This window comes from Halobacteriovorax sp. RT-2-6 (genome assembly GCF_047085025.1).
GTDB lineage: Bacteria > Bdellovibrionota > Bacteriovoracia > Bacteriovoracales > Bacteriovoracaceae > Halobacteriovorax_A.
Window position 1 is genome coordinate 161,334 of record NZ_JBKIYH010000003.1, and the last position, 21,099, is coordinate 182,432.

A 21,099-nucleotide genomic window follows, 5' to 3' on the forward strand; every position below is an offset into this window, starting at 1 on the left:
AGGATATTTGAAATGTTTATTAACTCAATGTTTTTAATTTCAGCAGCGGCTACAGTTATAGGAGCATTCCTTGTCGCCGTTTCAAAAAATTTAATGCATGCATGTATCTACCTACTACTTACTCTTTTTGGAGTAGCTGGTCTTTATGCAACTTTAGGAGCTGACTTCTTAGCTGCTACTCAATTAGTTGTATATGCAGGTGGTGTTGTAATTCTCATGCTATTTGCCATCATGTTAACTGGTGGGATCGAACAAGCTTACAATAAGCTAGGGATCAAGAAAGTAGCAGCAATGGGAACAACTAAAACATACACTATTGCAGCAATCATGATGCTTGTAATCAGTTTTGTATTAATGAAAATCCTAGCACCTGTACTTAAAATTCAAAAACATGTGCAACTGGAAGATATGCAATCAACAGTAGAAGAGATCGGAACTAAGCTAATTACAGATCACGTACTAGCTTTCGAAATTTCTTCAATCCTTCTTTTAGGTGCACTTGTTGGTGCTGCAGTAATTTCTAGACCAAGGAGATTAAAAAAATGATGACTTTATCTTCTTACTTACTAATTTCTTTCTTCTTATTCCTTGCAGGTATTGCAGTAATGGTAGCGAGAAAGAATATTATCGCGATCCTTCTTGGTGTTGAGCTAATTTTAAACGCAGCTGCTCTTAACTTTGCTGCGTACACAAGATACGCAAACCAGAATATTGACGGAAATATCATGTCACTATTCATTATTATTGTTGCTGCTGCTGAAGCGGCCGTTGGTTTAGCAATCGTGATTCGTTTCTTCCAAGTTAAAGATTCGATTCATATTGATGATGCAACTGAACTAAAAAGTTAATTAGAGATATAAGGGAAAAAAATGGATTATACGATTTCAAGTATTGCTCCAATTGTTCTACTACCGTTCTTTGCTTTCGTGATAAATGCGTTTATCGCTTCACGTTTTACTAGAACAGCTGTAGCAATCAGTTGTGCAGCAATCGCAGGTTCGACAATTTATGCGTGGAGAATTTTTAGCGACTTCGTTTTCGGAACGTACTCTGCTAATTATCACATTCACAAAGTATTCACTTGGTTTGACCTAACTGGTGGTGGGCAAGAGTTCGTAGTAAACATGGGTATCTATATTGATAACATGACTGCTGTACTTCTTATGATGGTTACGGCCGTTGCTACACTTATCCACGTTTTCTCAACTTGGTATATGAAAGATGACATGAACTACGGTAGAAACGGTCGTTTCTTCACTTATATGTCACTCTTTACTTCTGCAATGCTTGGTCTTGCACTTTCAGATAACTTATTTTCAGTATTTATCTTTTGGGAGCTTATGGGATTCTGTTCATACTCTCTAATTGGTCACTACTACGAGAAAGAAGTTGCTGGTGCTGCTAACGTTAAGGCCTTCATGACAACAAGAGTAGGGGATGTTTTCTTCCTTCTAGGTATTGTTGCTCTTTGGACTGTTGTTGGTTCAGTAAGTTTTGTAGACCTATATAAAGCAATCGATGCTGGTGGATTAGCTGGTCAGGCGGTACTTGGTATCCCTCTAGCAACATTTGCAGGTTTCTGTATCTTTATGGGAACAATTGGTAAGTCAGCGCAATTCCCTTTAAACGTTTGGCTACCAGATGCGATGAATGGTCCAACTCCATGTTCTGCACTTATCCACGCTGCGACAATGGTTGCTGCTGGTGTTTATCTTTCACTAAGAATTTACCCGCTTCTTGATGCTGGAGGACTATTAACTCTTGTTGCTTATATCGGTGGTATTACTGCTTTCGGTGCTGCAACAATTGCACTAGTTCAAACAGACTTTAAAGCGGTACTAGCTTTCTCAACAATCTCTCAACTAGGTTACATGGTACTTGGTATTGGTGTTGGGTCATATAATGCTGCATTCATGCACCTGATTACACACGCTGTTTTCAAGGCATGTTTATTCCTAGCTGCTGGTTCTGTAATTCACTCACTTCACGATCACCACACGCATGCTCACGTACAAGAGATGCCAAGAATGGGTGGTCTAAGACATAAAATGAAATTTACTTGGATTGCAATGTGGTGTTGTACTCTTGCAATTGCAGGTATTCCTTTCTTCTCAGGTTTCGTATCGAAAGATAGAATTCTAGGAGATGCTTTAATTGAGGCACTTCACTCACCAGTAATGATTGCTCCGGCAGTTCTTGGTTTCATGGGTGCACTTCTTACAGCTTTCTATATGTGTCGTATGATGTTCCTTGCTTTCCACGGTAAGCCAAGAGACAAAGAAGTTTACGATCACTGTCATGAAGAAAAGCTTACTTGGAACAGAAACGTACCTCTACTTATCCTAGCGGTATTTACTCTTGGTGTTTGGTTCTCTGGTTCATTAACAGGACAAGGTTTTGTTAAAGTTGCAGATAAAGCAAACGGAAAATATGAGTGGTTCCAAACTTTAATTCAAAAACCTAAGAAAGGTCAGTTTGAAAATTATAAGCGTGAGCAACTTGGACAAATTGATGTACGTGAAAAAGGTACATTTACAACTTCTAAGTACGACTCAACTTACGGACTTTCTGAGGAAGAAGCTCACCACATTCACCAGGTTCACTATATTGGTGCTGGTATGTCGATTGTGATTGCTTTTTCTGGTGTGTTCATCGCGATGATGATGTACCTATGGGGTAAATGGAATCCAGGATTCTGGGTTAATTCGTTTAACCGTTATTACAGAACTCTACAGAATAAATACTTTATGGATGATCTTTATATTGGTGGTTTCATCAAGAAGGGACTACTTCCATTTAACAACCTATTAGCTAAGTTTGACATGGGATTCTATGACAGATACGCCGTTGATGGTTGGGCTTCAGTTACGAAGTTTATTATGAGAGTTTCTGCGTGGTTCGATAACTTATTTGTCGACACAATGATGGTAGATGGTACTGGTGCAAGTGTACGTTTATTTAACGTTATCTTAAGAACTTTCCAAAACGGGAAAATCCAGTTCTACATCGCAATGATTATTTTAGTACTATTTGGTTATATTTTAGCTTTATAAGAGAATTAAGGAGTTACAGTGAACGCACATTCTAATCTATTAAGTTGGATTCTGTGGATGCCTATGATCGGTGTTCTTGGGGTACTTTTATTACCTAAGACGAAAGAGACGGCAATTAGAGTATGGTCTTTGATTAATACTGTGATCACGCTGGTTTTATCAGGTTGTCTATACATGAAATTCGACAACACTGTGCCAGGTATGCAAGAAATGTTTACAATTAAACATTCTTGGATTTCACAGTTTAACATTTTTTATCACCTAGGAATTGATGGTATTTCATTACCAATGGTTCTTTTAACTTCGCTACTTTTTGCGATCTGTATCCTTTCTTCATGGACAGTTAAAAAGCAAGTTAAGGGATACTTTGCATTACTACTAATGCTTCAATCAACTGTTTACGGTGTATTCTTATCAATGGATTTCTTCCTGTTCTATGTTTACTGGGAAGTAATGCTAATCCCAATGTTCTTCCTTATCGGTATTTGGGGTGGTGAGAACAGAGAATATGCAGCTGTTAAATTCTTCTTATATACATTCTTTGGTTCAATCCTAATGCTTGTTGGTATGGTTGCACTATACTTCGTAACAGGACAAGGTGTTGATTCATTCAATATTCTAGCGCTTTCAGGCGGTAAATTTGTAAACGAAACTGTAAATATCTTTGGTATGGCACTTCCATTTGCAAAAGTATTCTTCGTAGCACTTTTCATCGGTTTTGCAATCAAGGTTCCAGTTTTCCCATTCCATACTTGGCTACCACACGCTCACGTACAGGCACCAACAGCGATCTCAGTTATCCTTGCCGGTGTACTACTTAAGATGGGTACTTATGGTTTCCTAAGAATTGCATTCCCAATCTTCCCATCAGCTTCTGTTTACTTTGCAGATGCTATCGCATGGCTAGGTTTAATTAACGTTATTTACGGTGCGTTCTGTGCAATGGCACAAACAGATGTTAAGAAACTTGTTGCATACTCTTCAGTTTCTCACATGGGATTCGTAATGCTAGGTCTTGCTGCTATGACAGTTCAAGGTATGAACGGTGCTGTTCTTCAGATGTTCAACCACGGTACTTCAACAGCTATGATGTTCCTTCTTATTGGTATTCTTTATGAAAGATCTCACCACAGATGGATCGTTAGACCAGACGGAACTAAAGGTTTTGGTGGTCTTTATACACAATTACCAAAATTCTCGATTGTTTTCATCATTGCGATGTTCGCATCAATGGGTCTTCCAGGACTTTCAGGTTTCATCTCTGAAGCTCTAATCTTCCTAGGGATCTACAATAGATTTACAACAATTACTGTACTTGCAGTTGTTGGTCTTCTTCTTGGTGCTGCTTACCTTCTATGGATGTTCAAGAGAATGTTCTTTGGTGAAGTTATTGAAGAAAACAAATCGTATACAGATATGAATGCTAGAGAAATCTTCTACATGGTTCCACTATGTATCGCAGTAATCCTATTTGGTATTTGGCCATCTCCATTACTAGATATGATGAAGGCTTCTGTAGGTAAACTAGTTTCATTATTAGCGACTTTTTAATAGTCAATAGGTGAAGTAATGGCTTTAAATTATTTAGCGAGTATCTCACATTATATTCCGGAGCTTTTAATATGCTTCACGATGGGGGCTTTAATCCTCATCGAAGCTACTTACGGAAATGATGAAAAAGGTAGCTCAAAGAACATGTTTTACTGGGGTTCAATGCTTGGACTACTTTGTGCGCTTATTTATCAAGTCAAAGGACTTGGTGTTGAGCCGACACAAATTTTTACTAAGTCTTTAGTTATTGATCACTTCTCAGGTTTTGCAAAGATCGTAATGATCCTAAGTACAGCTGGTGTTATTTATCTTTCTAAGATTTCAAAAGATCTTTACGAAGGAACTAAAGCTGAATACACAATCCTTGCAATGGGAGTTTTAGTCGGTGGGATGCTTCTAGCTTCTGCAAACAATATGCTTCTATTCTACTTAGGTATTGAAACACTTTCACTACTTTCATATGCAATGGCCGCTCTTAAGAAGAACGATGAACGTTCAACTGAAGCAGGTCTTAAGTATGTTCTATATGGTGGTGTAACAGCTGGTATGATGTTATTTGGTATGAGTCACATCTTTGGTGTGCTTGGAACGATTAACTTCTCTGAACTTATGCCAATGCTAACAACTCTTTCAACTGAGCAAACAGCAATTCTTATTCCTTCATTTCTACTTTTCTTTGTAGGGATTGGTTATAAGATTTCTTGTGTTCCTTTCCACATGTGGTCTCCAGATGTTTACGAAGGTTCACCTCTGCCAGTTACAGCATTCTTCTCACTAGTTCCTAAGTTTGCAGGTATCGTAGCATTTGCTCGTCTTACTCAAGTATTCTTTGGTGGTGATGTTGGTGTTCTTAAGGACTCTTGGTTAGTTCTTCTAAGTATTGTAGCTGCTCTTACAATGACAGTTGGTAACGTATCAGCAATCGGTCAGCGCTCAATTAAGAGAATGCTAGCTTTCTCTTCAATCTCACACGCTGGTGTAATGATGCTTGGTGCGATCGTACTTGGTAAATCAGGATGGACTGCAATTCTTTTCTATTCTGTAACTTACTTATTTATGACACTTGTAGCTTTCTATGTTGCTTCATTTATTCAAGATCACTACGGTAATGATCACATCGATCGTTTCTCTGGTCTTATTAAAAAGCATCCGGCTATGGCAATTGCTATGGCAATTACAATGTTCTCTTTAGCAGGTCTTCCTCCTTTATCTGGATTCGTTGCTAAGTTCAACATTTTAGCTGCAATTATTGATAAGAAATTCTACGTACTAGCGGTAATCACAGCTCTTAACTCTGTAATCTCTCTTTACTACTACATGAAAGTTGTTCGTGTAATGGTTCTTAAAGATGCTGAGTCTGATGAGCAAATTGGTGGCCTAGGATTCGTAAACCAACTAGTAATCGGGGCTTACACGCTTCCAGTTGTACTTCTTGGTATTTTCTGGCAAAAGCTTATCGCTCTTGCTAACGGAGCATTGCTCCTAATTAAGTAGTATGGAATTAGTACTACTAACATCTTTAATTTTCTTTTTAATTCTTGGGGTAGTCTTAGGCTACCCCTTGTTTTTCAAACCTAAAGTGGCCCAGGCTCCATTTAAGAAACTTAATCGCGAGTCTCATCTGGCCAAATCTAATTTAAAATCACTTAAAGCTACTTTTAAACTTCTTATTGTCTTTCAAGTTGTGGCCATGATTACAGTAGTGATTCTAGGTGCTCAAACCCTAGATTTTTACAAAGAAGCGTATTCAATATTGATTGGTCTTGCTACAATTTTAATACTACTAATTTTGTAATTATCTAAAATTAAAGAGGATAGTTCTTGGAACTAATTATTACTTTGCCACTATGGCTTATCGTTATTCAATTAATGGGTTCTCTTCTTAATTCAAAAGAGATACTACCGATCTTAAGTTTAAAGAGGTACTTAGCTTCAACTCACAATATTGAAAGAGTTGATGCTCTAAGTTTTAATTCTTTTATAGTTATTTTGTTTTTAGCTATTTTTGGACAAACACTTAGTGCATATTTCTTATTAACTAATGAAATACGCTACATCTTGCCTTTTTATGCTCTAATTATTGCAACTACAGTTTTTGTAGGTATTTTCAGATTTAGGCTATCACTTATTCGTTCAGAAATAATTGAAAAAACACAAATTGTACTTACTCAGGCAATTATCCTAAGCATATTATTATTAGTTTATTCCCTGATTCAATCAAATATCTTTCTCTTAAAACTCTGTTTCAGCTTACCGTTATTAATTCTTTTTTATACTACTGAAGTTGAAGTTATTAAGGCCGGCACTATTTATTCAGATAAGAAGTATATAAGCATACAGTGTTCTTACGTTAGACTCTTATATCAATGTTTAGTTACTTTATTCTTTATCAATTTAACTTTTACTAATAGTGATTGGTCACATTTATTTAAAGCTAAGTTTGATTCAGTACCACTATATTATTTTGTCTTAACGTTATTTGTACTCTTTTTTCAGGCAGTGTTAATTATTTTAAGTAATACATATTTAAAATTTCAGCCTTTGAAAGATTACTCGACAATACTTCTTAGTGCGAGAAGTAGAACTGTCTATAGCTTAGTGGTTGTTATGATTCTATGTATAACAAAGGTATTCAATGTATTTTAATATCTTAATTATAATATTTTTCTTATTAGCGGCATTCTCTAGAAAGAGATATACAATGATTATCTATCCAATATCTCTTACGATGTTACTTCTAAATTTTCTAGGAGTATCTTCAACGGTATTATTGTATTTCTTATTTATTTTCTTATCACTTTTTATATTAATCTTAAGTGTTATTGAATATTGCTTTCCAACCTCAGAAGTACGCTTTAAGCGTTTTGAATACTTACCGTACTTTTTATTTACGACAATTATACTAGGTGTGTTTTCTGTTAATATTTATCACCTTAAAAGTTCTGGTGGTTTAATTGGGGCCATTAATAACTTTAATGTCGATACACATGTTGATTGGACAATATTACTGAAATTTAGTGTTTTGCTTGTGTTTATAGCATTTTTATCAATTGTAAATTTAGATGGAGATAAGAATGCATAATATCGATCCATTTTCACTTCTTTCAATTTTATTTGTTATAAATATTGGCGTTTATCTTTTTACGAAGAGATTTACTAAGAAGCTGTTTTCTCTTTTTACTATTATCACAATTTTTCTACTACTGATCGATTTAAGAGTACAAGAGTCGATTAGCTTAGGAGATGGTGTGATGATCTTTATTTATTCTGCACCAATCTTCTTAATCATTAATTCTATTTTTAAAGAGTTTAAAGTAAGGCAGGGGTTAAAATGATTTATATAAATATCTCATTATTTATCCTTTCTCTAATAGGATTACACTTTAGTAATCGTATAAATAATTATGGAAAAGCATTTATTAGTATTTTTCCTATTTTATTGAACTTTATTTATTTCTTCTCCGGTGTCGAGTTTGATTTTTTCAATACAATTATACCTTTCGTTCTCTCATATCTAGTTATTGATCAGGGGCAACGTAAGGTTTATGAAGTACTTCCATTTGCAGTTTTACTTCTGCCAGTTGATATAAATCTAAAGATAATTGGTTTTAGTGCATGTAGTTTATTTAATTTTGCCAAGCCTGATTTAAAATATCGCTCTTTGGATATTTTGAAGATTGCAATTATTTGCTTTTTAACTTTGGTTGATAAATCTACATCTTTTAAGTATTTATTTACAGTATATTTACTTTTAAGTTTTATGCATTCAAGCGATGAAGATTTTGCAATTACTGACGGTGTGATCATGTCAGTGTTATTGCTATCTAATATTCAGCATATATCTCCAACGCTTAATGTTTTTCTGATTTCATTGTCGATTTTACTATTTATAACTGTAATCAGTAAGGCAACTATATTTAAAACAGTTTTCTTACTTTCTTCAATCATAGCGGTACTATTAAATTTAGAAACCTTACTTATGTCGATTATAGTTTTTTATTACGTAAGTAAGTCACTTATTACAACAAAGAATCTATTAGTTTTAGAGTCAGAAGTACTAAAAAAGTACTTTTCTTATGAGCTTTTTGATCAGATCTGGATAGTTGGTTTACTCACATTAGCTTTCTCTATTCAAAATTTAACAATTATTATTTTGAGTTTTGTTATTGCCATCATAATCTTATTACTGAATACGGATTCAACAATACACAATAAGTTCGGATTACAATGGTTTGAGTTTCTTTATAGTTTGATAACAATGAGCCTAATTTCATTCGGTTTAATTTTATTTCAAGGGGCCATCGGTGAGGTTGATAAGACTTCTATTTATTATGCGATTAGCTCTTATCTTATATTGAGTCTTATAGTGTTTGGATTTGTATCGAAATTACCGGTTAGTGTTTCTTTAATCGGAACAAAAATTAATTTAGGTAACTTAAAGCGATTTGCGTTTTTAGATGGAGTATTTGCTCTTAAGGATAGCTCTAAGCAGCAGTTTAATATTCAAAAATCGCATTTGGGCGTATTTGCTCTATCATATCGTAGTGTACGAGCATTAAGCATGATAATTATGGCCACTTATTTTCTAGTATTAATTATTCAGGTGGTAACTAAATGAGAATAAATAGAGATCATCTAACATTTGCGACTTCGATCATCCTTTCTACACTTCTGTGCTTCTTCTTAAGTGGCGTAATGTATTACACTGGTTTTTCAGGATTAAGTTTAGGGATAAACTTTGGTTTTCTTCCTGTGGTTGGGGCGCTTTTTACTCTATATTTAATGAGAAAGTCAGATTCATTAAGTTTAACACTGATGGCACCGTTGTCCTTTGTCACATTTGGTGCAGCAAACTTGGCAACATTTGTACTGGCATCAATGTCGCTACTATCAATTGCTAAGTTACATAACTTTAAGTTCTTAGCTTATTTATTTATAAATTTATTAGGACTGTTAATTTTTAAAGATAAGTTTTATTACCTTTTTTACGCGCTTGTCATATCATCTTTGATTTTCATATTTTTCTCTAAAGACGATAGTGTTTTTTTATCACTTTTCATCTTAAAATATTTAACTTTAATTAATTATTCTGATTATGTTGTAAGTACGTCTTTGTTAGTAATACCACTAATTGTAATTTTATTAGTTTTTCTTCACTTCAGAGAAGGCGTTACTAATTCAATTAATATCCTTGCGATATCTATTTTATTATTAAATGAAGTTCATGGCCTACCGTTATTATTAACGGCTTTAAGTTTACTCGGCCTATCTGAATTTATTAAGGGATATAAGGATCGCTTACAATTTATCATTACATCGAATATAGCGATGCTAACGATTATTTTATCCCTTTCATTTCTTACTGGACTAGCGAAGCTAATACCGTTAGTTGTTCTACTCTCAATTTTTGTCGAGTTCTGTAATAAGAGTGTGGAGTTAAACCATGCAAGCTAGTTTTTATTCATTACTACTTTTTTATCCTGTAACATATTTTTTAAATTCAATTTTAGAAAAGTATTCTGGTATTAATGAGAAGCAGAGAACTTCAATACTATCAGTAATATTTCTGGGTGTTTTCTATTTCTTATTTAAAGACTATGTTTTTTCTTCAACAGAAAGAAGCTACTTCGCTGTAATGGCCGTAACTTTCTCTTTTTTCTTTTTTAATAGTAAGGGAGATCTTCGATCTTTATTCAAAGGTTTTACGCTCCTTTGGTTCTCACTTTTTAATATTTGGAATTTTACAGGTGTTACGGATATTGTTCTTCTCTTAGGGGCTTTATGTTTCTTCGATACAGATAAAAAAAGCGAGCATAGTTTATTTTATATACTTGCTTGGATTGTAATTGCTGTTGTTTATTTCTTTGTGAAAGAATTTCAAGGCGTAGAGTTGGGTAACTTCTTTTACGAAATTTTGATTGTCGTAACAACGGCACTACTAATGCCTAAAGAGAAGATTCGTCCTTATCTATCGATTCTACAGTATATTTTCTGTCTTTCAGTATTAGAGAGATTTATTGGTTTAAATATTGAGCTTAGTCCTTATTTCTATCTTCTATTTCTAAGTCTGCAAGTTATCTTTTCTTTTATTAAAGTAGATACTCGCTTTCAAGCGATTCAATTGATGTCGATTTGTTTAGCAAGTGCAATTATCTATTTGCCGACTTTTGGTCTTGATAGTTTTTATCAGTTATTTCTAGTCGTATATTTGTTAGTTTTTGCAAATAAAGTTGATTATTCACCACTAGTTTCTAAGCTCATGAGTATTATTCATGTAGCTTATCTATTTCTTATTGGGCATATCGTTTATTTGCATATTGATTATTTAACGAATTTACAGTTACTTTCAACGATATTCCTGATTATTTCGCTAGCTTACAGGCAAAATATTTTTGGTATTGTGAAAAATAGTCCACGCAAAGCCTATATTTGATTTAATTTCATATACTTAGGATAATAAAGGCATGATAAAGTTTCGTGTCAAAACCAAAGCAAATAAGGTTTTGGGCCCCTTTGTATTTTCCGAATTAATTGAGCTGGGTCATAAAGATGCAATCGATGATTCGTGTCTATTCCAAAAATTTCCAACAGGGGATTGGGCCCCTGTAAATGCTATTCCAGAACTTAGTGATCTTTTCAGAAAAATAGAAGAGCCTACACAAGTTAAAGATAAGACAGAAAAAGAAGTGAAATATGCTCAAACAGATAGTGAGCAAAAACATCATACGTTAATAGGCGAAGATAAAACCGCATTTAATGAATTCAAGTTTTCGAAAGATAAAGATATTGATATCGACTATCAGGAAATTGAAGAAAAATTTAAAGCGAAAAAAGAGCTTGAAGATGAAGCACGAGATGAAGTCGAATTAGAGGAAGAGCCTCCTGCAATTGATAAAACAGTACTTGTTAATATTTCAAGTCTCAAAAAACAAAAGCAGCAAGCAGATGACGATGAGGATATCGCAAAGACGGTTGTCATCAATAATTTCAAAGATGAATTTGATCTTGATGACGAAGATGATGATAATGGTGAATCAGGTGAATCCAAAGAAAAAGAGCCGGAGCCAGAACCTGAAGAAATCGTAGATGCAGATGCTGCAACACAGATGTTTAATCTTGCAGAACTTAAGAGGGAAGAGCTTCCTACAAAAACTGAAGATTATAGTGATATTGAACTTCAGATTATGCAAGAAGAGCGTAGACTCAAAAAGAAGCCTAAAAAGAAAATTATCGAGAAGAAGGCCGAGAAAAAAATAGTAACAAGTAATAAGAAAAGAAACCTTACTGTTGCACTCTTTTTGGTCGTGGCCATTATATTTTTAATGCCGGAAGAAAAGAAGGAAATTGAGACAGTAGTTGTTCCAAAAATCTCCTTTCCTGTTGCAACTGAAATCGCACAGCCTCAAAAGGCTCAGATTGCTTATACAGAAGGTTTGGCTTTTTTTAAAAAAGATGGATTCGTAAACAGAATCAGTGCTGCAAACAAATTTAATCTTTCGCTTCGATATAAGTTCTCAGGTAATCCGGCGATAAGTAAACTAATTCATTCGTATAGTGATTTACTAATTGATACTCAAAATAAGTTTGAAGCGGGACAAGTATTATCGAAGTTGATTAGAATCGAAGACTCTAAGCTCTTATCTGATATTGACGTTGTAATTGGTGCAGCTCAATTCTATGCTTACTTTCAAAAGTATGAAACTGCCATATTTACAATAGAAAGATATAATTATTTAAAATCAAATAAACCATCGATTAAGCTATTTTCAATTTATCTAAATTATCTACTTAAGGCGGGAGAGCTTGAAAAGGCAAAGATTGTCTATGATAAGCTTTTTAACGCAAAAATTAGAACCGTCGAATCTATCGATGCGATGGTTAATTATTTGCTTTTAAATGAAAATAGTACTCAGGCCTTAAAGCTTATTACAGAGAATCAGTCTAAATTTCAAAGTGATTATCGATTTCTAATCATCTATGGTGATTTACTTTTAGAGTTAGAAAAGATGGGGGAGCTTAATAAAATTGCATCAATTTTGATTGCAAAATACGGTGGTGGATCTCCTTATAATTTTGCTCAGGGTTTAAAATTTATGGGCTTTGTTAAAGCTTATAATAAAGACATCCAGGGTGCGACTAAGCTTTTTCAACAATCATTAAAAATATATGATGATGAATCTCTACGCGACACTCTAGCAACTTTGGATGTTGCAGGTAGTGATCTTACACAGAAGGTTATTTCAACGAGTAAGATTAAAGTCTTAATTAGACAATCTAAGGACGAAGTCGCTCTTCTAAACTGGGATAGAGCATTTGAGTTGGCCCTTAGAGCTGTTTCATTAGATGAAACAAGTATTGATGCAAAACTCTACTTAGCAGAGCTGCAAGTTAAAAGAGGGTATTTTGACTTTGCTATCACGACGCTTACAAAGCTAAGAGCATTACATCCAGTTAACCCACGTATCAACTACGCTCTTATTAAGGCCAATATAATGTCTTATAAGAAGGATGAGGCCAAACGCTTATTATCGGCACTTTCAACAAGTGAGAAGTTTAGAGAGACCTTTGAATTTCATATGTTACTTGGTCTTTACTACAATCTTATTTCAAATGATAAAATGGCATTTGATAAATTTAAAGCAGCCATAAGAGTTAATCCATTAAGTGATGTTGCTCAATTTGAAATGGCCAAAATTGCTTTTAAGAATAAGAGATTCAAACAAACTAAGATTTTCCTTAATGAAGCGATGGGACTGAATCCCTCTAATATTGATTATAAGATTTTAAATAGTAAGGTCCTTTATGAAACAGACGGTGTTACAACCGCTATTGGATATCTACGCCAAGAATTATTAGAGCATAGAGATAATCCAAAGTTATATGGCCAAATTGCTGTCTTCTATTATCGTGATCAAAACTATGAAGCTTATCGTGAAATGAAAGAAGTACTAGATCGTCTTAATAAGAAAGATGGTGCACTTTATTCTTACTTAGTAGAAGTTTCAGAAATTGAAAGAAATTATAAAGAACTTGTAGAAAATGCTATTAAGTTACTTGTCTATGAGCCTGGTAATCTTCTTGTAAGAGAGAAGTTGATTATTACTTATATTCATATGAATAATTTTGGCCTTGCTAATCAACATATCGATATTTTAGAAAAGAGATTACCTACATATCCTAGAATAAATTATTATCGTTCTAAAATTTTATTCAGCCAGAGAAAGTTTAAAGAAGCAGAGAAAGCAGCACTTGTTGAAATTGAAAAGCATCCTAACTCTGAATTTGGTTACTATGTACTAGGAGAAATTTATTTAATAGGCAAAAAAGTTCAGGAGGCCAAAAAGAATTTATCTAAGGCAATCCAGATTAATAAGAACTACTTTGATGCGATCTTTTCAATGGGTAAGCTAACGTTTCAAACACGAGAGTTTGTACCCTCGCTACAGTTCTTTCAGCGCGCTAACAGGCTTAATCCGAACGATGCGGACTTAAATAAGATGATGGGATTTCTCTATAAAGAGCTAGGTCAACCTAACCTTGCGATTGATAAATTTCAGAGATATTTGACGCTTAGCCCAGCTGCAAGAGACAGGGAAAATATTCTTGCATTAATAAATGCATTAAAGCGTTGACAAATGTGTGTAAGAATCTTAATAATATATCTCACGAATGCAAAATATTTGTATTTTGCGGAGGATTGGCTGAGTGGTCGAAAGCGGCGGTTTTGAAAACCGTTGAGCGCGAGCTCCGCAGGTTCGAATCCTGTGTCCTCCGCCACTTTTTTTCTTAATGGAGAAGTGGGAGAGTGGCCGAATCCAGCACCTTGCTAAGGTGTCGTACCTCCGGGTACCGCGAGTTCAAATCTCGCCTTCTCCGCCATTTTAAAATTCCCAATTATTATCAGATCGCAAAAGCGATCTTTTTTTGTGCCTAAATTTAAGGTTAGGCCAAATTTACCCCTTCGATACGTTGCCCCTATAGACATGCGATAATAAGCTCATGAAGACTCAACTATTATTAGCAGTACTGACAATTATTATTTCTCTTTCTACTTTTGCTCAAGGGCGAAGTTTTGGTGGCTTTAAAAGTGGCAATCTAGAAATTGAACCAGTTGTAGGATATGAGCGTGTACAAAAAATTCTTCCTACTCCTCATACGTCTAGTCGCCTGTTTTATGGCCTTAGAGCTAATTATGGACCAAAGTACCTATCACTTGAAGCAGAGGTAACTCAGGCCAAGGAAGATGAGTCATTTGATTCAGGTATTGATATTAGTGATTCATCGACAAATTATATGCTTGGGCTTAGAAGTTCATTTAATCTTGGACGTGCACTTAATTGGTATTTGAGAGCTGGTGCTCATGCTAGAGATAGTAAGTACGAAAGAACAGAAGCCGGTGTAACGACGATTGTAGAGCCTGCTACCTATGTTAATCCATACGCTGGTACAGGTCTTGCGATAAATCTAATGAATGTATTTACACTAAATGCAGGTGTAAATGTTATCTTCACTGATGATAAAGAAGAGCTCCAGTCATCATTAGGATTTGGTATCCGAATCTAATATTCGAGTTAAACATTTGATTTGTTAACTCTTTGTTAGATGGGTTTACATCCTTGTTAGTCATTTTTAAAATTTAGAAAGCTAACAAAGGATGTAAAATGAAAATTATAACTACGCTAATTCTAGCGGTGTTTCTTGTATCTTGTTCCACTAATACAAAAAATGAATTGAGCTTTGACGCTGAATTAACTGAATTTAGCTATCCATTTCCTGTAAAGACTTTTGAACTTTCGTCACAAAGGCAAAAGCTAAAAATGCGTTATATGGATATAGGAAGTTCGAAACATAAAGTAGCAGTACTTCTGCACGGTAAAAATTTTGCAGGATTTTATTGGGAGAGAGTCGCAAATGATCTTGTGAAGAAAGGTTACCGAGTTATCATTCCTGATCAAATTGGCTTTGGGAAAAGCTCTAAACCAAAGAGCTATAGCTACAGCTTTCCTCAGTTGGCAAAGAACACTCATGATCTACTAAAATCGATAGGCGTAAAAAAATATACTCTTGTTGGTCACTCTATGGGAGGGATGCTTGCAGTAAATATGGGTTCAATGTATCGAGATATTAAAAAAATTATTCTAGTAAATCCAATCGGTCTTGAAGCCTATCTGGATTATGCTGAATATAAAGATCCTGACTTCTTTTATAATATTGAAAAAAATAAAACAGTTGATGGTGCGAGAAACTATCAAAAGAAAAACTACTATGATGGCACTTGGGCCGATTCTTATGAAGAGCTTCTGACTCCTTTTAAAGGATGGCTAAATGGTCCTGATTATGATGTTGTTGCCTGGAATGCCGCTTTAACTTACGGGCCAATATTCAATGATAATATTGTTGTTAAATTTCCAAAAATTAAAGCAAAAACAGTTTTAATTTTAGGAACTCGTGACCGAACTGGTCCAGGTCGAGGGTGGAAGAAAAAAGGTGTGAAGAGAAAACTTGGTCAATATCAAAAACTTGGTAAAGACATAAAGAAAAATAACCCTAAGCTAAAATTGATTGAATTAGATGGCTTAGGGCATATGCCTCAATTTGAAAATTATTCTCGATTCGCGAAAGTTTTTTATCCCGAATTCTAATTTTGCTTAGGCAGCGAACTTTGTCGTTCGCTGCTTTTTCGCATGATCTGCATATTTAGTATCAATACCCATAATATGTGTAAATAACCAGTTCTTTAAGAAACTTGCTAGCTTATCTTTTTCTAGCGTTCCATTGTGTAGCTGTTGTTCAAAACGTGCTACGGCAGATAGAAGTTTCTCGTGTACCCTTTTATGTGATTCATAAGAAGGGTAGTTAATGCTTAACATGTATTCTTCTTCTTCATCAAAATGGAACACAGTGTATTCTTTAAGCGTCTGGAAAGCTTCTTTCATACCTCTACCAGTATTCATTGAATTAATAAGGCTATTAATTTTACGTAGTAATTCTTGGTGTTCACCATCTACTTTTGAAATTCCAATGTTGTACTTATCTTCCCAAGGGATTAATTCAATGTTTTCATTAATTGTAATATTTTGTGTTTTCTTAGTGTTATTAATAGATCCCGAAAGTTCACCTAAGTACTGACTAATTGTATTTGCTAGATTTAGTGTTTGCGATACAACAAGTGCACTTCTTTGAGTCGAGTTATTAATTGCGTGAATTGCATCACGAAGTTCGATAACACCATTCTCCTGTTCCTTCGCCGCAATTGTTACTTCTTGAATTTGCTCGTTCATCTTCATTGTTTCATCATTAGTTTGATTAAAGCTGTGTCTAAATTCTTGAAGTGTGTTGTCACAAGAGTCAGCTGTTTGATCAAGCCTTTCATTAAGGCTTTTGCTGTTCTCTTGAATATTTGAAATTAGAGTATTAAGTTTTAATTGTGCTTCATGAAGAGTCGCATTGATCGCCTCAGCACTTTCTCCACTAGTTGATGCAAGCTTACCGATTTCTTCCGCTACAACTGAAAACCCTTTTCCGTGTTCTCCTGCACGTGCGGCTTCAACCGAAGCATTGAATGAAAGTAGTTTTGTTTGGAAAACAATATCATTAATAAGCATTGCTTTTGATTCAACGTCAGTAAATGTTGATAGGAATCCATTTAGATTCACAACGATATCACTAAGAGAATTAGTAATATCACGACTTGTTGTTAAACTTGATTGGATATTCTTTTCAAGTTTAGATAGAGAGTGATCACTTCTACTGATTAGTCCATTGATCTCTTTTATATTTGCTTCAAATGAGTCAATTGATCCTGTCGTTTTAGTAATCATGGCACTGATTTCATCACTCGTTGCACTTGTTTGAATAACGGCACTTGCTTGCTCTTCTGTACTTTCGTCTAGTTGCTCACATGATTCAAAAAACTGTGCATTCGTTCCAACGATATTTCGTTGTAAGTAATCTAGCTTTTGTACAAATGATTGAAGATTAATTCGATGCTTTCTTCTTTCTTTAACTGCAAAGATTGTGAAAGGAATAAGTGCGCTAAAGAAAGCAAGTCCTTGAGTTAGACTAATCTGACTATAGTAAACGCTAAGTCCTGTGATAGTGGTCGATAAAAATAATGGAGTGAATACATAGTTTATATTTTTCATGCACTCATTATCGGATGAATATCATGTTTCTAGAGCGAAATTTTACTGATAATAGTCAGGAAAGAAGAATTTTCCACTATAGAGATTATTGAAATCATTGAGTTTTTCAACTTTTTTAATTTAAACCTTCGGGGATTCTACAGATCTTGTTGAATATAAGTTCCAATGTAATTACTACCACCTTTGATTCTTCCAAACATAGATGATGATTCAAAAATTGCTGAGCGATGATGAATCATAAGTCCTAGCCAAGTATGTTTAAGGCCGGCCTTTTCTAAGCTAAAATCGATTGAAAAATCTAAGTAATTCATGAACTTACTACTACGATATCCCTTTCCTGAAATATCGAATTCTTCGATATAGGTAATTTGATCAGCATATGAAATACCTTCGGCCAAACCAAGACGCCAGTCAATCGGCCAGTGAAATGGAATAAAGATCTTTACTGCTAATGCAAATTCATTACTTCTTTCTTGAACTTCACTTTTAAGGTGACCAACATATTGTGGCAGTAGATAAACGGGAATATCTGATCCAAGAAACTTATCGGCCATTGGAATACCATAGGCAAAAGAAACCATGTCATTATTATATTTATCAGTAGCCGTATGAAAAGAAAGGATATCGCTTAGGTTTGATGGAGTGGCCATTGCATAAGCAGCTCTAACAAAAGTTTTAGATTTTAGCTTAGTGCGCTTTGAAATATCATGACCATTCATATGAATTAAGTGAGGGTCCATGAAGCCAATACCTAAAAAGGTTTCAGTATTTACTTGGTTGCGAATAGTTGGAGCATCTGCTGTTTCATTATCCAAAGTACTTACTTTTACATGAGTAAGAATGTTGAAGTCTTTGTGTACTCTAATGGCGGCTTTTACACCTGTTCCAATTTCATAACCTGTCCCAGGTCTTGATACATCTAATCCATAATACTTATTATTAAATTCAGCACTTCTTATTGTTAAAAAAGCATATGGGCGAAAGAATACATTCTTCCATACATAATCCGCTTCAGTTTTTAACGTTAAATAACTTCTAGTTGAATGATCTGCTAGAAGTTGAGCACTTGTTCTCCACATTTTTGAGTGTTCATATTGTGCTTCGAGACCGTAGTCAAAACCGGCATTTCTAATCGTATTTTGACTATCTTTTGGTATGTCAAAAAAGCGATATTGTGACATTAAATTAATATTGAGATTTTTTAATGGCCTATAGAAAGTGAAGTGCGCAGATAGCCCGTCAAGATGAAAGTCACCACGCTTGTAAAAGAATAGTGGAATAATATCAGATACTTTTTTATCTTTTACTTTAAATGGTATGTCCGCATTTCTGTAACCGAAACCTATACCCCAGTACTGTGGTTTATAGTTGCTCGCAAGAGTAAAAGTAGAGAATAAAATTGTAACTAAGATTTTTTTCATCATAACCAATCTGTAAATGCGACCCCAAGTCCAATGCGAGTCATATTGTAATCATAATCAATTAGTGTCTCACCATAGCCAGTAAAAAATTGTACATAACCTTTAAGACGAGTTTCAGGTAATGGAAAAGACCAATCGATTTCTAAGGCACCTTTATTATCTTTTTTTAAGTTATTTCTAACCATCCAAGAAAGTGTATGCCCATCTATTTTATGAATACCTGTAAGCTCAAAGTAGCCAAGATAATCAGTAATGTCTGGATTGTCATCACCTGTATAATCGGTTGGCCCTGATTTTGGCTCTTCATTTATGCGATACCACACCTTAAGCATAAAAAGAGTTTTTTGCCATTCGAAGAATGTTGTAGCAAAGACTCTGTTCCAGCTTCTAGATAGTGGTAAGTCTTTACCATTTGATTGATGAACAAAACCAAAGTGGTAGTAATTTTTAAAAATACGCCAATCTTCTTTAAATGGTTCAAACGATATAAATAGTTCAGGCTCATAATTAGTATCTCTAAAAGCTGCCGAATTTTTCTTATTATAAAGTTGCCAAAAAGATTTTTGAGTATAGGCAAAATCTAAATCAGTTTTCGAACCAAAAATTTGCGAGAGGACCGTAAATTTAAAACTTAGTTGAAACTTTGTTTCAATGTTTTTTAATTCATCATCTGCAGGATAAGGAGCCTCATTTGGATCGTGCATATAGGTGATTGGTAAAATGTAATTTGGCCTATGTGCTGTAACTAGGGAAGACGTATGATTTGAATGCTCATCTTCCTTTATTCTTTTCTCGAGTGATTGTTGAAGTTCACTACTTTCTTGTGCGAATGAAAAAAGTGGAAGTATTAAAAATATAATTAGAAATTTGTTCATGTAAAATAGCTGTAAATAATTAATAAATTGAGGCTATTGTCCAATGATTTGGCCCTCTCTGACAAATTATTTCCCTGAATGCAAGAACGCATTGACAATATGAGCAGTTAGGGGCTATAAATACTTCTACATGCGCACTCGTAGCTCAGCTGGATAGAGTGTCTGACTACGGATCAGAAGGTCGCAGGTTCGACTCCTGCCGAGTGCGCCATGTTCTTAAGCACCTGTTTTTACAAGCCTATGTCAAATCACGAACAAAGATTTAATGGAATAGCCGCCCTACTGGGAACGGAAGCTTTTTCTGTTATTAAAGATTCACACTTTATGATTATTGGCCTTGGCGGAGTGGGGACTTGGTGTGTGGAATCTATCGCACGTCTTGGTGTTAATAAAATCACTTTAGTTGATCTTGATGATATCTGTGTTTCAAATACAAATCGTCAACTACATGCTCATGATGGAAATTATGGAAAGATGAAAGCTGATGCTCTTAAGGAGAGGATCGCTACTATTAATCCAGACTGTGAAGTCGTCTGCCATTATTGCTTTTTCAATGAAAAGAATATGGAAAAGATTTTTGCAGAATCACCATCAATTATTATTGATACAATTGATGCCCCTCGTGAGAAAGCAATTCTTATTAACGAATGCTATAAGCGTGAAGTCAAAATTGTAAGTTCTGGGGCCATTGGTGGCAAAGTTGATCCTACAATGATTACAGTCGCTGAGTTATCTAAAACAAAACAAGACATGCTTTATCGTAAAGTAAGGCAAGAGCTAAAAAAGAAACATCTTTATCCACTAGGCCGCTCAAAAGCAAAAGTTCAATGTGTATATTCACCAGAGCCTTCTAAGAAGATTAAAAAGTGCGAATTAGATAATACTTCAGCTGCACTAAAGCTTGATTGTGATGGTGGTCTAGGTACTGCCACATACATGACAGGAACAGTAGGCTTCTTACTCAGTCACATCGCCGTTAAGGAATTATTAAAATAATTTTTCATTGATTATATCTCAACGTAAAGTAAAATTAGTTGACTTAGAAAAGTCTACT

The 21,099-nt window shown here is 34.7% G+C and carries 18 protein-coding genes and 3 tRNA genes; 18 read left to right on the forward strand and 3 right to left on the reverse strand.

Annotated features, from left to right (window positions below; translation table 11 throughout):
• Nucleotides 1-12 precede the first annotated feature (12 nt).
• The 16 genes from ACMAYS_RS14625 (at nt 13) to ACMAYS_RS14700 (ending at nt 16,246) form a co-directional block, all read left to right on the forward strand.
• Nucleotides 13-546 carry an NADH-quinone oxidoreductase subunit J gene (locus ACMAYS_RS14625; protein ID WP_103218559.1) on the forward strand — a complete coding sequence of 178 codons (534 nt, stop codon included), beginning with the start codon at nt 13-15 and terminating at the stop codon, nt 544-546.
• Entirely contained in the window at nt 543-848 is a 306-nt protein-coding gene (nuoK, locus tag ACMAYS_RS14630; protein ID WP_103218558.1) for an NADH-quinone oxidoreductase subunit NuoK, read from the forward strand. Before ACMAYS_RS14625 ends, nuoK begins: the two co-directional genes overlap by 4 nt.
• A gap of 21 nt (nt 849-869) precedes the next feature.
• Nucleotides 870-3,053 carry an NADH-quinone oxidoreductase subunit L gene (locus ACMAYS_RS14635; protein WP_103218557.1) on the forward strand — a complete coding sequence of 728 codons (2,184 nt, stop codon included), beginning with the start codon at nt 870-872 and terminating at the stop codon, nt 3,051-3,053.
• A gap of 18 nt (nt 3,054-3,071) precedes the next feature.
• Nucleotides 3,072-4,604 (forward strand): complex I subunit 4 family protein, encoded by a 1,533-nt coding sequence (locus ACMAYS_RS14640; protein WP_392861301.1) that lies wholly within the window; start codon nt 3,072-3,074, stop codon nt 4,602-4,604.
• A gap of 18 nt (nt 4,605-4,622) precedes the next feature.
• On the forward strand, nt 4,623-6,098 hold the full coding sequence (locus ACMAYS_RS14645; protein ID WP_412463529.1) for an NADH-quinone oxidoreductase subunit N: 1,476 nt from the start codon (nt 4,623-4,625) through the stop codon (nt 6,096-6,098).
• Between the two features lies 1 nt (nt 6,099).
• Nucleotides 6,100-6,399 carry a hypothetical protein gene (locus ACMAYS_RS14650; RefSeq protein WP_103218555.1) on the forward strand — a complete coding sequence of 100 codons (300 nt, stop codon included), beginning with the start codon at nt 6,100-6,102 and terminating at the stop codon, nt 6,397-6,399.
• A 26-nt stretch (nt 6,400-6,425) separates the two neighbouring features.
• A complete protein-coding gene (locus ACMAYS_RS14655; protein WP_103218554.1) occupies nt 6,426-7,250 on the forward strand; it encodes a hypothetical protein in 825 nt (274 codons plus the stop codon).
• A gap of 428 nt (nt 7,251-7,678) precedes the next feature.
• Nucleotides 7,679-7,939, forward strand: a complete 261-nt coding sequence (locus tag ACMAYS_RS14660) for a hypothetical protein (RefSeq protein WP_103218552.1) — start codon at nt 7,679-7,681, stop codon at nt 7,937-7,939.
• Nucleotides 7,936-9,222: a hypothetical protein gene (locus tag ACMAYS_RS14665; protein WP_103218551.1), complete on the forward strand. Its 1,287-nt coding sequence runs from the start codon at nt 7,936-7,938 to the stop codon at nt 9,220-9,222. Before ACMAYS_RS14660 ends, ACMAYS_RS14665 begins: the two co-directional genes overlap by 4 nt.
• Complete coding sequence (locus ACMAYS_RS14670; protein WP_392993893.1) at nt 9,219-10,058, forward strand: hypothetical protein; 840 nt, start codon at nt 9,219-9,221, stop codon at nt 10,056-10,058. The genes ACMAYS_RS14665 and ACMAYS_RS14670 overlap by 4 nt, the downstream gene beginning before the upstream one ends.
• The gene (locus ACMAYS_RS14675) at nt 10,048-11,037 is read left to right on the forward strand and encodes a hypothetical protein (protein WP_412463530.1); all 990 of its coding nucleotides are present in this window, start codon (nt 10,048-10,050) and stop codon (nt 11,035-11,037) included. Before ACMAYS_RS14670 ends, ACMAYS_RS14675 begins: the two co-directional genes overlap by 11 nt.
• 31 nt (nt 11,038-11,068) lie before the next feature.
• Complete coding sequence (locus ACMAYS_RS14680; protein ID WP_412463531.1) at nt 11,069-14,236, forward strand: hypothetical protein; 3,168 nt, start codon at nt 11,069-11,071, stop codon at nt 14,234-14,236.
• A gap of 59 nt (nt 14,237-14,295) precedes the next feature.
• Nucleotides 14,296-14,381, forward strand: a tRNA-Ser gene (locus tag ACMAYS_RS14685).
• Between the two features lie 14 nt (nt 14,382-14,395).
• Nucleotides 14,396-14,483, forward strand: a tRNA-Ser gene (locus ACMAYS_RS14690).
• A gap of 120 nt (nt 14,484-14,603) precedes the next feature.
• Nucleotides 14,604-15,167, forward strand: coding sequence for an outer membrane beta-barrel protein (locus tag ACMAYS_RS14695; RefSeq protein WP_103218547.1), 564 nt, complete (start codon nt 14,604-14,606; stop codon nt 15,165-15,167).
• Nucleotides 15,168-15,265: 98 nt separating this feature from the next.
• The gene (locus ACMAYS_RS14700; protein ID WP_103218546.1) at nt 15,266-16,246 is read left to right on the forward strand and encodes an alpha/beta fold hydrolase; all 981 of its coding nucleotides are present in this window, start codon (nt 15,266-15,268) and stop codon (nt 16,244-16,246) included.
• 6 nt (nt 16,247-16,252) lie between these two features.
• Here the strand turns inward: ACMAYS_RS14700 and ACMAYS_RS14705 are convergent, their stop codons facing one another.
• The 3 genes from ACMAYS_RS14705 to ACMAYS_RS14715 all read right to left on the reverse strand — a co-directional run bounded on the left by ACMAYS_RS14705 (nt 16,253) and on the right by ACMAYS_RS14715 (nt 20,045).
• Nucleotides 16,253-17,749: a bacteriohemerythrin gene (locus ACMAYS_RS14705; protein ID WP_412463532.1), complete on the reverse strand. Its 1,497-nt coding sequence runs from the start codon at nt 17,747-17,749 to the stop codon at nt 16,253-16,255.
• 137 nt (nt 17,750-17,886) lie between these two features.
• Nucleotides 17,887-19,173 (reverse strand): MipA/OmpV family protein, encoded by a 1,287-nt coding sequence (locus ACMAYS_RS14710; RefSeq protein WP_412463533.1) that lies wholly within the window; start codon nt 19,171-19,173, stop codon nt 17,887-17,889.
• Entirely contained in the window at nt 19,170-20,045 is an 876-nt protein-coding gene (locus tag ACMAYS_RS14715; protein ID WP_412463534.1) for a phospholipase A, read from the reverse strand. Before ACMAYS_RS14715 ends, ACMAYS_RS14710 begins: the two co-directional genes overlap by 4 nt.
• Before the next feature lie 134 nt (nt 20,046-20,179).
• Here ACMAYS_RS14715 and ACMAYS_RS14720 point away from each other — a divergent pair.
• Nucleotides 20,180-20,256, forward strand: a tRNA-Arg gene (locus ACMAYS_RS14720).
• Nucleotides 20,257-20,285: 29 nt separating this feature from the next.
• Nucleotides 20,286-21,041 (forward strand): ThiF family adenylyltransferase, encoded by a 756-nt coding sequence (locus ACMAYS_RS14725; protein WP_158246911.1) that lies wholly within the window; start codon nt 20,286-20,288, stop codon nt 21,039-21,041.
• The last annotated feature ends 58 nt before the right edge of the window (nt 21,042-21,099 follow it).

Coding starts and splice junctions, on each gene's coding strand:
- ACMAYS_RS14625 (WP_103218559.1), top strand. CDS start 13: ATGTTTATTAACTCAATGTTTTTAATTTCAGCAGCGGCTACAGTTATA.
- ACMAYS_RS14665 (WP_103218551.1), top strand. CDS start 7,936: ATGATTTATATAAATATCTCATTATTTATCCTTTCTCTAATAGGATTA.
- ACMAYS_RS14645 (WP_412463529.1), top strand. CDS start 4,623: ATGGCTTTAAATTATTTAGCGAGTATCTCACATTATATTCCGGAGCTT.
- ACMAYS_RS14725 (WP_158246911.1), top strand. CDS start 20,286: ATGTCAAATCACGAACAAAGATTTAATGGAATAGCCGCCCTACTGGGA.
- ACMAYS_RS14700 (WP_103218546.1), top strand. CDS start 15,266: ATGAAAATTATAACTACGCTAATTCTAGCGGTGTTTCTTGTATCTTGT.
- ACMAYS_RS14650 (WP_103218555.1), top strand. CDS start 6,100: ATGGAATTAGTACTACTAACATCTTTAATTTTCTTTTTAATTCTTGGG.
- ACMAYS_RS14695 (WP_103218547.1), top strand. CDS start 14,604: ATGAAGACTCAACTATTATTAGCAGTACTGACAATTATTATTTCTCTT.
- ACMAYS_RS14705 (WP_412463532.1), bottom strand. CDS start 17,749: ATGAAAAATATAAACTATGTATTCACTCCATTATTTTTATCGACCACT.
- ACMAYS_RS14675 (WP_412463530.1), top strand. CDS start 10,048: ATGCAAGCTAGTTTTTATTCATTACTACTTTTTTATCCTGTAACATAT.
- ACMAYS_RS14670 (WP_392993893.1), top strand. CDS start 9,219: ATGAGAATAAATAGAGATCATCTAACATTTGCGACTTCGATCATCCTT.
- ACMAYS_RS14715 (WP_412463534.1), bottom strand. CDS start 20,045: ATGAACAAATTTCTAATTATATTTTTAATACTTCCACTTTTTTCATTC.
- ACMAYS_RS14710 (WP_412463533.1), bottom strand. CDS start 19,173: ATGATGAAAAAAATCTTAGTTACAATTTTATTCTCTACTTTTACTCTT.
- nuoK (WP_103218558.1), top strand. CDS start 543: ATGATGACTTTATCTTCTTACTTACTAATTTCTTTCTTCTTATTCCTT.
- ACMAYS_RS14635 (WP_103218557.1), top strand. CDS start 870: ATGGATTATACGATTTCAAGTATTGCTCCAATTGTTCTACTACCGTTC.
- ACMAYS_RS14680 (WP_412463531.1), top strand. CDS start 11,069: ATGATAAAGTTTCGTGTCAAAACCAAAGCAAATAAGGTTTTGGGCCCC.
- ACMAYS_RS14660 (WP_103218552.1), top strand. CDS start 7,679: ATGCATAATATCGATCCATTTTCACTTCTTTCAATTTTATTTGTTATA.